Annotated in this window: 13 protein-coding genes; 10 read left to right on the forward strand and 3 right to left on the reverse strand. The window is 39.6% G+C overall.

The features are described from left to right. Positions 1–65: 65 nt before the first annotated feature. From BW944_RS05100 to BW944_RS05110, 3 genes are read left to right on the forward strand one after another with little or no spacing between them, the layout of a single operon-like run. Positions 66–956 (forward strand): tyrosine-type recombinase/integrase, encoded by an 891-nt coding sequence (locus tag BW944_RS05100; protein WP_076557376.1) that lies wholly within the window; start codon positions 66–68, stop codon positions 954–956. 18 nt (positions 957–974) lie between these two features. Further along, on the forward strand, positions 975–1,352 hold the full coding sequence (locus tag BW944_RS05105; protein ID WP_076557377.1) for a hypothetical protein: 378 nt from the start codon (positions 975–977) through the stop codon (positions 1,350–1,352). A 4-nt stretch (positions 1,353–1,356) separates the two neighbouring features. Then, positions 1,357–1,653, forward strand: coding sequence for a DUF960 domain-containing protein (locus BW944_RS05110; protein WP_159438147.1), 297 nt, complete (start codon positions 1,357–1,359; stop codon positions 1,651–1,653). Positions 1,654–1,768: 115 nt separating this feature from the next. On the opposite strand, the gene BW944_RS05115 is transcribed toward BW944_RS05110, so the two are convergent. Then, complete coding sequence (locus tag BW944_RS05115; protein ID WP_076557381.1) at positions 1,769–2,272, reverse strand: arginine repressor; 504 nt, start codon at positions 2,270–2,272, stop codon at positions 1,769–1,771. A 285-nt stretch (positions 2,273–2,557) separates the two neighbouring features. Here BW944_RS05115 and BW944_RS05120 point away from each other — a divergent pair, with 285 nt between their 5' ends. From BW944_RS05120 to BW944_RS05135, 4 genes are all read left to right on the forward strand, one after another. Continuing rightward, entirely contained in the window at positions 2,558–3,235 is a 678-nt protein-coding gene (locus tag BW944_RS05120; RefSeq protein WP_076557383.1) for a hypothetical protein, read from the forward strand. Between the two features lie 129 nt (positions 3,236–3,364). Next, entirely contained in the window at positions 3,365–5,161 is a 1,797-nt protein-coding gene (locus tag BW944_RS05125; RefSeq protein WP_076557385.1) for a DUF927 domain-containing protein, read from the forward strand. After that, a complete protein-coding gene (locus BW944_RS05130; RefSeq protein ID WP_268794087.1) occupies positions 5,158–6,027 on the forward strand; it encodes a tyrosine-type recombinase/integrase in 870 nt (289 codons plus the stop codon). Before BW944_RS05125 ends, BW944_RS05130 begins: the two co-directional genes overlap by 4 nt. 44 nt (positions 6,028–6,071) lie before the next feature. Then, the gene (locus tag BW944_RS05135; RefSeq protein ID WP_076557387.1) at positions 6,072–6,839 is read left to right on the forward strand and encodes a hypothetical protein; all 768 of its coding nucleotides are present in this window, start codon (positions 6,072–6,074) and stop codon (positions 6,837–6,839) included. A gap of 216 nt (positions 6,840–7,055) precedes the next feature. Here the strand turns inward: BW944_RS05135 and BW944_RS05140 are convergent, their stop codons facing one another. Then, positions 7,056–7,358, reverse strand: coding sequence for a hypothetical protein (locus tag BW944_RS05140; protein ID WP_076557389.1), 303 nt, complete (start codon positions 7,356–7,358; stop codon positions 7,056–7,058). A gap of 176 nt (positions 7,359–7,534) precedes the next feature. Further along, entirely contained in the window at positions 7,535–8,653 is a 1,119-nt protein-coding gene (locus BW944_RS05145) for a hypothetical protein (RefSeq protein WP_076557391.1), read from the reverse strand. A gap of 133 nt (positions 8,654–8,786) precedes the next feature. Between BW944_RS05145 and BW944_RS05150 the strand changes: the two genes are divergently transcribed. The 3 genes from BW944_RS05150 to BW944_RS05160 all read left to right on the forward strand — a co-directional run bounded on the left by BW944_RS05150 (position 8,787) and on the right by BW944_RS05160 (position 13,441). Next, positions 8,787–9,821, forward strand: a complete 1,035-nt coding sequence (locus tag BW944_RS05150) for a hypothetical protein (protein WP_076557393.1) — start codon at positions 8,787–8,789, stop codon at positions 9,819–9,821. A 369-nt stretch (positions 9,822–10,190) separates the two neighbouring features. Next, on the forward strand, positions 10,191–12,644 hold the full coding sequence (locus BW944_RS05155) for a pectate lyase-like adhesive domain-containing protein (RefSeq protein WP_143525652.1): 2,454 nt from the start codon (positions 10,191–10,193) through the stop codon (positions 12,642–12,644). Between the two features lie 290 nt (positions 12,645–12,934). Next, positions 12,935–13,441: a JAB domain-containing protein gene (locus BW944_RS05160; protein ID WP_076557397.1), complete on the forward strand. Its 507-nt coding sequence runs from the start codon at positions 12,935–12,937 to the stop codon at positions 13,439–13,441. The last annotated feature ends 77 nt before the right edge of the window (positions 13,442–13,518 follow it).

The raw sequence follows: 13,518 nt of genomic DNA on the forward strand, positions 1-13,518 counted from the left end.
CCTGTCCCTTACACTCATTAAGAGTGTAGGGGACTTTGTTTGTTCAAGCGAAAGGGGGAAGGTGGATGCCAAATGAGCAATCGAATGGTCTCTTAAAAGATTTTACCAAGTGGCTCCATGAAGATGGAAAAGCAGTAAAAACCATCGAGTCTTACGTGAATGATGTTGAGAAGTTTCAACAATTCCTAACTACGACAGAGGAAACAGGTCCTCTTACCCGATACGGAGTGGTCCAGTACCGTCAGTGGATGGATAATCAACTAGCCATCTCGACAATCAATAAGAAAATTAACAGTCTGAAAGTATTCAATGATTTTCTAATCGAGGCAAAACATCTGGAACATCAGGTCGTGTTTCCGAGGAAGGATCAGGTGAAAGTAGCCCACGGAAGTGAGAAGAAAGTGAAAGTGCTTGATGAACATCAGGTGAATCAGTTGCTTGCATATGTCGAAAATGGAAAGAAGGTAAGTAAACGGAATAAGGCGATTACCTACGTTCTATTATATTGTGGATTACGTGTGAGTGAGCTCTGTTCCTTGACCGTCGATGACATGGATTTCTTAAGCCGAGTCGTTACGGTTAGAGGGAAAGGGGGCAAGTACAGGGAGGTTGGACTACGTCAAGACGTCATTGATGTGGTGAAAGAGTACATGAAAGAGGAACGTGTTCAGAATCCTCATCATGAAAGTAAATACCTTTTTCTAAGTCAACGTTCTCCTAAGATGCACCGGGAAGCTGTTGGATATTGGATGAGGAAGGTGGGGGAGGAATTAGGATTTCACCTACATCCTCATAAGCTTCGACATACCCTGTTCACTAAATTAGTGAAGTCAGGGTCAGGGGTGGATTTATCGTTAATTCGGGATATCGCTGGTCACTCTTTACTCCAAACCACTGCCCAGTTCTATTTTCACCATTCCCGTGAAGAAAAACAAAATGCATTGGATAGCCTTTAGTTCAAAGGAGGGAACACGTTGAGAAGCATTCAGTCGTTAAATGACATTGAATATGTAAAATCATTGAGTCTGTTTTCGCCTTCCATGATGGATAAGGTGGAGGCGGACTTTTTTCTGTTTCATGAAGCATGGGGAGAAGGTGATGTCCTGTCTTTTCATCTTTCCTTTCACCAGTTCCTTCAATTGGTCGAATCAGAAGAAGAAGTCAAAACTCATTTAAATCCCATCTTTTTCGAGTACGTAGACGTGTACGAAGACGTGTACGAAGACTTATTCATCTTAGGCATCCGAAATGACCAAGACATACAGCTTTTCTACGTTCCATTCGGAATTCTAAGTGAATCCATGAAGAAATCGTTCCTAAATCAATCAGAAATGAAGGCGGAAGGAGATTGAAATGATGTTTGAACCAATCAAGCCAAAGTACATGACGAAGCGAGTGGCCGATGAGCTTAATGTTGAATTACTGGGGTGGATCGTTCACTATCTTGATGTTCATTTTGAAAAGTTATCGGATTACCTACAAGTGTTTGAATTCTACGTAGAAGGTTCAGAGCAATGGGTGGTTCAAAAACAGGAGGTTCCTGATCGAAAAACAACCATCAAGGTTGAAATCGATGGAAAACCATTGAAACGAACGGTATGGACCTTAGACCAAGAAGATCATGTGATGATTCTGTTTCCGAGTGATTACTAGAGAGGGGGATGTAAGGTGTTTTGGACCATTGTAATTGAAGTGGTTAAATTAATCATTACTGAAGTCGAGAAGAGGTAGAACTCAACAAAGGTGGGAGTATTCTCCCACCCTATTCCTATTTTGGATTAAGAACCTGATGGAGTTCTTTTTTGAGGTCTTTCTTCAATTCCTCAGAAACGTGCAAACAAATTGAGCCGGTAGGACCATTAATTGCGTACGACTGTGATTTATACTTACCGTTTTTAATGAGGTCACAATAGTCTTCAAGTAACTTACACAGCACCGGTGTATACGAGGGATCTTGACTCCTCATCAATAAAATAGTGGTGTTCATTTCATCCCATTTAATGGCATCTGCCTTCTTGAGTGTTAACAATAGCTCTTCTTTTTTCCTTTGAATTAATGCTAAATCCCCAAGGACATAATGTCCTTCCTCATCTCTTTTAACATTGAGAACCTCTAAGTCACGAGAAATAGTGGACTGATTAACATAAATGCCATAATGTCCTTCAAGGGCAGAGCAGAGGGCTGCTTGGTTGCTTTGCTTATGTTCTTTTGGGAGAATTCTTTCTTGAATGATCTCCTCAATCGCTTTTCTCCGATCCTGTAATTCACTCATAGATAATGCCTCCTAAAAAATTTGATGCAATTTTCGACTCTTTACAACCCTCATTTTTAGCCTTTTCCCATAGAAATACTGTGGACTGTCCGTATGCAGAAAGTATTCGACTGCATACGCAGTCTACTAGAGGATTAAACACTATGAAAAAGAGCTTGATAGTTCTAATACAACCCATACTATTCAATATTATTGCATACATGCATTAATAAGTGAATATATGCGTTTTACCTATGATTATTATGCATGTATTATAAGGTCACACCACTAAGGGAGGAAGAAATAATGAAAAAAGAATTGCTTCAGCAAAAAGAAGAAATGGTACGCCAAGGGTTTGAAGAATTGCTTCAATCAGAGGAGGTAATGGAAATGAAGGAACTACAGGGAGAATGGAACGGAATTTCCGCAAAGCAAATTTATAGCGAATATCAGGATATGAAATATGAAGTATTAGAAAACATTGAGCGTTTTGGTTATTTAATGAGTGATTTAGTAGAAGAATCTCAAGAAGTGGTAGATATTATAAAATGCGATTTACATGTTGCTTATTCTCAACTTGGTTATCAGGGGCTAGTGGGAAGACTGAATGAGCAAATTGAGAATTCGCATTTTTGCATCAGTTTTGAAGAAGAAGATTTCAGCGTGATGAACGGTGGTTTTGAGGATATCTACGAGGGTTTGTTTATCCCTTACCAGACATTAAGCATTAGAAAACCATTCGATCATGCGGAACTTGCCGATTTAATTCACCTTATGAATAAGGTATGTCAAGTAGAGAGACTAGAAGTCAATGACACACACATTCTAGCAGACATATCTGCTCATGAGGGCCCATGTGTAGATTCGATTGCAACAACTGTGGATGCTGTTAATAATCTAATCGGTCCATATTTAAAACAGCAAGTCGAAAAATTAAATGTTACAGACTATCAATTGGATTTTGTCATCAGAAAAATGTATTAAAAGCTGCTGCCTGCCAGCAACAGCTCTCACAAAAAGATAGAAACTTTGGCGTGGTGTAGCTGCCACTACCCAAGCCTCCATATTACCATGTATGGTTGAACAACCATAGATTTAAGAGGAGACTGCAAAATGTCAAAAAATGAAAAGAAAGCAGAAGAACGCTTCGGCAATTACAAGCTTACAAATAAAAAAGTCATTTACATTGATCCAGAAACCAAAGAAGAGTCGGTCATCGCTAAGCACTTAAAAATCCAATCCATCCTAGAAAACTTGGAGAATGGTGAAATTAGATTGAAATTGGAATTCTGGTATAGAGGACAAATGAAGATCGAAGAAATTGCTAGATCACAACTAACCAGCTATGAACTACCAAAATTATTGGACACTGGGTTGGACGTATTCGACCACAAGGCAAAGAAAGTTATCTCTTATTTATCTGTTCAAGAAGAGTATGCACCATTAGAATACAATCATTCTCATGTGGGGTGGGCAGTTCACGAAGGAAAACCTGTCTATAAACACCTTAAGGCTATCAATACGGATGGTTCTCTTACTTCTAGCTACATTGGGGAAGAGCCCCCTCTTAAGAGTACAGGAACACTAGAAAAATGGAACAGCCTCATTAATCAGGAAGTGATAGGTACTCCTACGTTGGAGTTAGCGTTGGTCATGGGCTTCAGCAGTGTGATTGTAGGCTTAATCAATATCGACGGGGAAATTGATTCCCTAGTCTTTCATTTATGGGGGGATAGTACTAAAGGGAAAACAACAGCAGCTAAACTAGCGGTGTCACCTTTTGGTAAACCTTCAACGACTGAAGGTTTAATCAATACGTGGAACGGAACCAAGAATTCACTAATATCGAAGGTGAAGAACAATCACGGCATTCCTTTTGTCGTGGATGAAGCTTCCGTCAACAGCATGAAGGATTTTACTCAAATGACCTACCAATTGGCTAGTGGAATAGAAAAGTCCCGATTGACGAAGGAAGCGAAGCTTAGAAAACCAGAAACCTGGGCGACAACCATCATTTCTACAGCAGAGAAATCTTTAGTTAGCAATTCTAGTCAAAACGTAGGACAGCTCATGAGAGTATTTGAGTTTGAAGAAGTGACCTGGACTAAAGACGCCCCTAATGCCGATCGTTTGTGTGATGGAATTACTCTAAACTATGGCCATGCAGGTCCGCTTTTTGCGGAGCATGTAGCTGGTTTGGAAGAGGAAGCCCTGGTGACCAAATGGCATGAATGGACAAAGTGGCTGTACAAACGTATTGAAGAGTCACAGGGAACCGACCGTTTTACACATCGAATCGCTAACAAACTTAGCATCCTCTTACTAACAGCCGACCTTGTCAAAGAGGGTTTAGGGTTACAGCTAAACATCGATGGCATTGCTGACCTATTGCTAGAGCAAAATGCACAAACCGCTGACTTACGAGACATTGGTGGGAAAGCGATGCAACTGGTGATTGGTCAAATCATTGAACACAAGAGTAAGTTTGAAAAAGAGCATACACCTGGTGATTTTGATGCTTCCTCCTACGAATGTTGGGGGCGACTGAAGCACGTGGGAAATCAGGTAGAGGTGTCGGTCTTGCCACATAAATTCAGGGAAATCTTGCAGAAGTGTGGGTTTGAAGACGAGAAAGTTGTGCTGTCGAACTGGAAGGCCAAAGGCTACCTTATTCATGACAAGGGTAAAAATCAGAAAAAGACGACCGTCCATAATGCTGACGAAAAGCATAAACACAAAGATAAACGCACACCAACCATTTGTTTCCGTGTCCCCCGTCAATCTTTAAGTCTTGAGACGGACGCACAACCTGCTAGAAATCGTCCACAGCCAATGCATGAGGCTATAGATGAAGCAGTGGACCAATTCCTTGAAAATAATGAACAACATGAGGAGGGTGATCCATCGTGAATGCCTTGTTATGGAAAGTAGCAGTTGAGAAATTTGTGTTATGGATGATTAGCATGGAAAGGAGTCAACAAACCATTGATGGCTATCAGAAGGACCTTAAGATGATAGGCAACTACCTGGCTAAGAGGTATAACACGCAAGTATTTATAGAAGACATCACAACGGAGGACTTAGAATCTTACCTTTATATGCTGAAAGAAGAAAAAGGATACCAAGCATCTAGTCGTAACCGTCACCTTCACACGATGCGATCGTTCTTTAATTTCTGTATAAAGAAAGAATACCTGACCCGAAGCCCTGCGGCTGCCATTGAAAAAGTAAGGGTCCAGCAAAAAGAGCGTGATTTTTTGAGTGATGAGGAAGCGGATACTTTGATTGAAAACATCGATCATGAACTGATTCAGTTTGTCGTCAAGGTCCTTAACATGACGGGATTACGAATCTCTGAATGTTTAAATCTAACTTTGCATGATGTTGATTTAGAAAATAAACGGATTCATGTGCGACACGGTAAGGGAAATAAAGACCGTTTTGTCCCTATTAACAACCACCTAGCTCCGATGCTTGAAAACTACAAATCACATACACGTGTACGTACACAATCTAACTACTTCTTTGCGACAAAGAAGACAGGGCGTTTGTCTCCTGTCTACGTTAACCGTGTCCTTGGGGAGACCGTTGAGAAGCTTGGATGGGAACGTAAGATTACTGCCCATACATTCCGTCATAGCTTTGCTTCACGACTAAGTCGACGAGCCACCTTAGGGGACGTACAGAAAATTTTAGGACATTCTAATGTGAAGACAACCTCCATATACTTGCATTCAACTTACGATCAGTTGGAGGAGGCCATTAATACCCTGTGATTCATCACAGGGTCCTTCATTTCATTACGAAAGGATGATGAAAGGTGACAGAGGTAGTAGAACAGAATCCATTAGAAGATGAACGTGTCAGACTCATTCTCGACAGCATGTCAGAAGGTAAAACCCGAGACCAACTAGCAGAGCAGTTAAATCATAAAAATTATAAAACTTTAGACATTTACATGCGACGTAAAGGGTTTACTTGGGATAAACAAGATATGACCTATAAGTTGAAAGTAGACGAGGACACCACGCCACCTTCAATAGACCGAACCAAAGCTGGCAAAGTGGTAATGCTTCTAAATGATGAAGAACACAATGTACGCACTGTAGCCCAAAAGTTACGATTCCCCGATCATTTAGAGATGGCCAACTACATGAAGGGGCAAGGATACGAGTGGAGTGAGGATCAGGAAAACTACATCAAACGCATTGGTAAAGTCGAACACCCAGCTGAAGACATCAAATTTTCGGAGGATGAGAGGACAAAAAATGTTGGGGTGGATGCCCCTGTTTTGGAACAAAGTACAATGGATCGATACGCTTCACTCTTGCACTTTCTCGAGCAAAACGAAGATCAATTGGTTGAACTCTTGTCTACCAATCCGTCTTCCGCTAAGCTCCCCCGTTATACCTTACCTGGTGCAGCGGCGACTAAAACGGTTCAAATGATGTCAAGCTTGAAGGAAGTAGTGTCCGCATATAGCCAAGAATACAACATTAGTCAGCGTGAGGTGTTCGAGGTGGCCCTCATTGAATTCTTTGAGAAGTACGGATACAGTCATCAAGTCGATGTCTTGCTGAAAAGATGATGTAAAAAAGTAGTTCCTACTCTAATGGGGACTGCTTTTTTTTACATCGCCCCGATGGTCCGTCCCTGCCGACACCACTCCTAACTCCATGGGACACAACAAAAGGACAAGAGCGTCCCTGTCGCCCCGGAAGAATTCTAGACATTTTAGAAAGTATTTGTTTTTTTGTAAGGGGTAAAGGTCTTAACGGTCTTCCTTTTTTAGTGTAATTATAAGTTATTCTTTCATTTTTTTGATGAGTATATCTTCCGCTGCTTTTACGTTTTCCCGATCTTCGAGGAGGACATGGCAAGGGTAGGTAGTTACGATTTCCCCCTTTTGTATGGCTTCTTTGTAGTCTTCTGTTTCTCCGAATTGGACCATTGGAAAACAGGCAATGTGTTGCCCTTCAGGATCGGCTCCTCTCCAAGAGACTAATCCATAAGACAACCGGTAGTGACGCTTCTTGTCTTTCCATTCTCCATGGCTGGATGGGACAAGGATGTGACTCCACTCTTCAAGTACTGGTGATTTTTGCATCTCATCATCTCCTTTTCTTTGTTTATACCATTATAAGTAAGTAGATGGGAGATGGAAAATGCTATTTAAGTGATTGAAGTAGTAATATTGCTATGATGATTATAGGAAAATCTTAAAATTTCTCTATTATTCTTAGTTTTATATAAAGGCTATTCCATATGAAAATTTAACTTGCTCTATTGATTGGATTTATTCTTTCCACCTCTAGGATATCCTGAGACATCCTTCCCCTTTTTATTCGTATATCCAGAAACCCAATGCTTTATTGGAGGTTTTCGGTTTTTAAACTTTACACCGGTGGATTTACTTTCATCAGAATCAGAGTTGCCAGTACCTTTTTGAGTTAATTCATCTATTTTGTCATTTACTAAAACTCTAGCTACCTCTATCGTTCCTTTTAGAAGTAACTTTGAAGAACCTATGGCAAGTTTCTTAGATGAAGATATTAATTTTTTCTTTACTCCATTTTTTGGAAATCTTACTTTGTATTCCCATCTACTTCGAGAGGTATTATTATTTTTGCCTACTGTTTTTATTTTGGCGTTTTTTGCTTCCGAATCATTTGCCCGAAAGTATATCCACGTTGTTTCAGAAGCTCTAGAAGAAAAGGAGGCAGATGAAGATTTTGCCTTGTCCACTCTGGTAGGTAAAGGAGTATCAATGGAATGTCCTGATACTTCCTCTAAAAAGAGTTCACTTAGATAAGTCAGAAGTTGCCCTGAATTACCAGTTAGTATTTTTCGTCTTGGGTGTTTCATTTGAATTTCTTTAAGGCGCTCTTGTTGCTTAGGTGTAAGCTTTGCAGGATTTGAAAGAAGATTATTAAAATCATAAAAAGATATATTATTATCAAAGCATTTTTCCATTTGTTTCAGTAAATAATCAACTGAACCGGTCTTAACATCAGGTCCAGGCACACATTTCAGTCCTTTTTCGGTTTCAATTATGTGAAGCAAATCAGCTTTTGAGGTGGGATCTGGATTTACCATTGTGAATTTCACATTATTGTCTACTTTCATTGAATTATAGAGATAACAAGTTACCCATTCTGCTAGGTGACCTTTCCATTGATTGTAATAGCAAGATTTAGAAGAATTAGACAGGTAGCGAAAAGTGTCTAGTGGTGAAGAGGGGGAATCTACCATTTCTCGAAGTCTTTCATCCGAATAATTAATGTGATTTTGAGTATTAGCTCTAATCCCATCTATTACAACCATTTTATATTCATCAGGAATGTAAAATTTTTGCAGTAAAAAAGGTAAGACCTGTTTTGCTTCCATCTTGGGATCTGTCATTGGCTCACGGCTCCTTATAAGGATATTCGAATAAATGATAATGAGTTAAAGTGTTTAACCATATTTTACTATAAATGATATCATGGTTACAGTTACTTTTACTTCTCAAATTTTACATAAAGGTGGAGATTTAATGAGTGAAATTCACTATTTCCCAAGATACTCTCAAAAAGAAAATATGGTAACCAACAATACACTACTATTGTTTAGTCGTTTATATCAGAATAATCCTAAGAAGTTTACTCTTTTTATCAATTCCGTTTTGGACGATGATAAGAAGCAGTTGAATACCACAGTGAAGTTCAGTCAACAGGAAAAATCAAGAAGCGGTCGTGTCGCAGATGGGATGATCAGTCAGGATAGTTTTAAAGTTGTTATTGAAACCAAATTGTATGGTCAAGAACATATCGATCAGGTTATAGGTCATTGGAATTCATTTGAAAATGAAGACAATCAAGTCTTTCTTTGGATTAATAAGGAGCCTATTACAAATGATTATTATAACCAAATCATTAACGAATTGAATGACTACAATAATAAGAACGGAACGAATATAAAGTTTGCTTCTACTACTTTTAAAGAAATATGTTATGCCTTTAAGGACGTTCTCCAAGAATATGATTTGGAAATGACCACATTGATTGAAGACTACGAGAACTTTTGTAATGAAACAGGTCTTATTGATAACAATGAAAATAGAGTGCGTGTTGTATTGACCGGCAAGACATTTGCTGAGAACATGAAATACAAACTTTATTTTCACCCTAAGAATCGAGGTTATCAAAACGCTAAATACATAGGTTTGTATCAAGATAAAGCAATTCGAGCAATTGGAGAAGTTTCTGGTATTGTTGATTTACAATATGATGAAAGTAATGATGACTTTATTTATTATAAAGATGTTAAAGGGAAGTCTACCCAGGAAATCAAGAACCAGATAAAAGACATTACTAAGGAATCTAAGACTAAACATGGATACCCTGCTGAAGAAGATAGAAGGTTCTTTATTGTAGAAGAATACCATCAGACGGAATACAAAAAAACATCTCATGGTGGTTTGCCTGGTGTTCGCTACATTGATCTTTTAGAAGTGAACGGTTATGAAGAAGATATGAGAGCAATGGAAATTGCAGATTTACTCAAGGGCAAAGAATGGGATGTCTTGTAGCAACTTGATTAATTAATTGGTACCTAGCTAACTTTCATTGGGAAACGTTTTTACTTTTCACTTTCAGAAAATTCCACTTGTATTTGTGTGCGTTTTGAGTGGGGCGTCTGGGGCGTTTGTTTAAATTAGTTGAGGGGCATGAAGTGAGGAATGGTCCAACAGGTTCGGGCAAGTGTGGCGATTGGGACTTTTCTGCCTATCTATGGATTCCAAACAAAATCTATTGGAAACCTATTTATTTTTTGTCTTTCTACTGTCTTTTTATCGAGGGCCTACTTATTGCAACTTTTCCATTTGATTTTCTATTGAACAACAATTGCTCGTGGGGTTGATTTTGCGAATCCCTTGTCCCACAAGGGTTTTCAAGCTTTGCGGTTCCTGACATTTAGATGTTGCTTTTGTGCGATTAACCCTTCTACGGTCGAAGTAACATTCAACCAAGAAGTTGAAGGCCTTGATAAGTCCAGCTTTTCTGTAATGACAGAAGACGGTACAAAGCAATATGTAAAATCTGTTTCTCTTGATGGAGACACTGCTACAATTTCCTTCTATGAAGCACTTGAAACAGATACGACTTACGATATCGCTATCACTGATGGTGAAACAACTTGGGAAACTTCCCTTGACTATGTACTTGGTGATGTAGCTGAAATCGAAGCTGACACTTCTCAGACTGTAGCTGCAGGTGGCATGTATGACCTTACTAACCTTGACTATACAGTTCTCGATGAGAATGGTCAGGATATCACTGAAGTTACAAATGTACAGTTTGAAACTACATTCGACAACGACACTAACTCCACAGTGGACTTGAGTTCTGCTACAACTGGTTTTGTCTATGTTACTGCTACAGATGAAGATGGAAACGAAGTACGTTCTGAGCGTATTACTTTGACTGCGGAAGCACCAGAAGCAGCTCAAATCACTGATTACTCTGTAGGCGAAAGCTCTCTTGACTTCGATGCTGATAACTACATGCAAGATACAGTAGTTCAATTGGGTGAAGATAATCAATTCTTGAACGTAGATACACTAAATCAGTTCGGAAATGATTACAGTGGTGACGTCAAATTTGAATCTCTAGATAAATCTACAGCACTTGTTGACAGAAACACTGGCCAAATCACTCCAATTGATGAAGGAACAGTTCCAGTTAAAGTTACAGTTGATGGTGAAATTACGACCACTGTAGAACTGGAAGTTGTTGCGGATGCTCAACTTGCTGAGTTTGACCTAAGCGAAGACACAGTATCTGTATCTGACTCTGTATCTGCACCTACAACTGTGAACTTTACTGCACGTGATCAGTACGAAGGTAAATTCACTACGCTTTCTGAGAGCGACATTGATGTAGAAGTAACAAGCGGAACTGATTTGGTAGAAGCTAACCTTGAAAGTTATTCTAACGGCGAAGGTACTATTAACGTAGTCGGTGAAGAAGCAGGTACGGCTACTGTTACAATTACTAGCGGTGATGTTGAACAAGAGCTAACTGTTAACGTCGTAGAAGCTGGTGAAACTGAAGGTTATGAAGTTGAAGGATTCGAAACTCAACTTGATAAGTATGCAGATTCCGATGATGATGCATCAACTGATACTACAATGGATGTAGCTGTATATCCAGTTGACGCTAACGGTGTAAAAACTGGCGATGAAATTACAAATGCAACTTATACAGTAACTAAAGAAGACGGAACTGCAGTTGATGGGTACAACGACGTTTCCGTAGGAACAGCTATTGATGCTGATGACTTGGAAGCTGACAAAGATTATACTGTATCTGTTGAAGTAGGGTCTTTCGATGTATTTGAAGATACTTTCTCTGTAGTAGATACTGAACCTAAACCTAGCGTAGAGATTACAAACAGCACTATTTCTGATGAAAATGGAAATGGTTACTTGGATGATGAACTCGAAGAGCTGTTCACAACTTATTATGCAGGCCAAGAAGACTCTGCTGACGTTGAAGCAATTTCCTTCCAGTCTGACAACACTGATGTTGTGGATGATTATGATGGAACGTTCGACGGTGGCGATATCGTAGCTAAGAGCCAAGGCGAAGCTTCTATTGTGATTCAGTCTGTAACAGTAGATGACGATGCAACTTCGGACAATGATACAACAGCAGATGACTTCGAAGCTACACAAGTTGATGTCAACGAGCTAGTAAATGTTGTTATTGATGGCGAAGCTACAGTTTCTGACAACTCTGAGCTAACAGCTGCTCTTGCTAACGATAACGTAGATACTGTTAATCTTGAGAACGACATTACTGGTGACTTCACAGTAAGCAACGATGGAGTAACTATTAACGGTAACGATTCAGTCCTTACAGGTGTTTTGACTCTTGGTACTACTAACAGTGGAAATACCGAAGCTGGCGTAGAGAACATTAATCTAAACAACCTTACTCTTGATGGGAATTCCGATGGTAGTTCTGATGTTACTAACGTAGTTATTGGGTATTCCGATAAAGTTACATTTGATGGAGTTACTTTCCAAAATGCTGAATATGGTATCAAAGGTCAGCAATATGGAACTCCAAGTGAATTGACTGTAGTGAATAGTACATTTGATGGTAGCTATGGTATCGCACAAACTGAAGGTACTGGGTTCACTCAAATTGAAAATAATACGTTCACAACCTCTTCTGCAGGAATTGATTTAGGTACAGGTGTTAGCATTGAAGATGCTGATGATAGCATTGTGGATTATCTCTTTGATAATAACACTTTCAATACTGACTCCAGTCGTGCTGTAGGAGACTATACAGTATCTCCGACAGTCACTTATGATGATGATGGAAATATTCTAGGTTCATAATTTGAATTAAAACTCAGTAGATAGAATTCAGTTATTCAATACTGAAATGACTATCTGAACTTGGTACAAAGATACCCTCTCTAGCTTTAGAGAGGGTATTCTTATGGGAATAATAAAGAATTAGCCTGAAATTAATCGAGATAGAATTAGTCGAACATCGGCTGATTCTGTCTCTTTTTAATCCTACCGTAATGAATGAAAGGTTAAATATATATTATATTCATGATGAATCATATAAAGCTCTGATGCCTTCCGAGGTGTCAGGGCTTATTTTAATGGGAGGGATTATCATGAATAATAGTAACGTAACAGAAACAGCAATCACACAGGAAAAGAACCAGAAGAAGAATCCTGCGAAACGAGTCCAGGTAGTGAATGTGAAGATCGTGAAGGAAGCGAGTTTTCTTTACGCCAATCGCTACGTTCGTTCTCCGGAAGATGGGTACGAATTGTTCAAGGAACACTTGGAGGAAGCCGATCGGGAACATTTTGTCGTGGCAGCCTTAGACACGAAGAACCAACCGATCTCCATCAACACCGTCCACGTCGGTTGCCTGAATTCCAGCATCGTACATCCAAGAGAAGTGATGAAGCCAGCCATTCTCTCGAATGCTGCTTCCATCGTCGTCGCTCATAACCACCCGAGTGGCGATCCGGACCCAAGCAAGGAAGACATCAAGGTAACGGAACGGTTAGCCAAAGCCGGAAGGGTCTTAGGCATCGAACTGCTCGACCATGTCATTCTCGGGAGAACCACCTTCATCTCCTTGAAAGAAAAGGGGTGTGCGACCTGTTAAGTGAGGAAGCCTGAAAGAAGGCGAAAACACTTGGACTTACTGATTCGTAAGTTTAACTTCTGATTTGATGGTTGAAA

The sequence above is a fragment of the Salimicrobium flavidum genome, assembly GCF_900156645.1.
Classification (GTDB): Bacteria; Bacillota; Bacilli; order Bacillales; family Halobacillaceae; genus Salimicrobium; species Salimicrobium flavidum.

What these genes read in the sequence shown, in the direction of transcription:
- BW944_RS05100 (WP_076557376.1), top strand. Translation starts at nt 66, where the DNA reads ATGCCAAATGAGCAATCGAATGGTCTCTTAAAAGATTTTACCAAGTGG.
- BW944_RS05110 (WP_159438147.1), top strand. Translation starts at nt 1,357, where the DNA reads ATGTTTGAACCAATCAAGCCAAAGTACATGACGAAGCGAGTGGCCGAT.
- BW944_RS05115 (WP_076557381.1), bottom strand. Translation starts at nt 2,272, where the DNA reads ATGAGTGAATTACAGGATCGGAGAAAAGCGATTGAGGAGATCATTCAA.
- BW944_RS05120 (WP_076557383.1), top strand. Translation starts at nt 2,558, where the DNA reads ATGAAAAAAGAATTGCTTCAGCAAAAAGAAGAAATGGTACGCCAAGGG.
- BW944_RS05125 (WP_076557385.1), top strand. Translation starts at nt 3,365, where the DNA reads ATGTCAAAAAATGAAAAGAAAGCAGAAGAACGCTTCGGCAATTACAAG.
- BW944_RS05140 (WP_076557389.1), bottom strand. Translation starts at nt 7,358, where the DNA reads ATGCAAAAATCACCAGTACTTGAAGAGTGGAGTCACATCCTTGTCCCA.
- BW944_RS05145 (WP_076557391.1), bottom strand. Translation starts at nt 8,653, where the DNA reads ATGACAGATCCCAAGATGGAAGCAAAACAGGTCTTACCTTTTTTACTG.
- BW944_RS05150 (WP_076557393.1), top strand. Translation starts at nt 8,787, where the DNA reads ATGAGTGAAATTCACTATTTCCCAAGATACTCTCAAAAAGAAAATATG.
- BW944_RS05160 (WP_076557397.1), top strand. Translation starts at nt 12,935, where the DNA reads ATGAATAATAGTAACGTAACAGAAACAGCAATCACACAGGAAAAGAAC.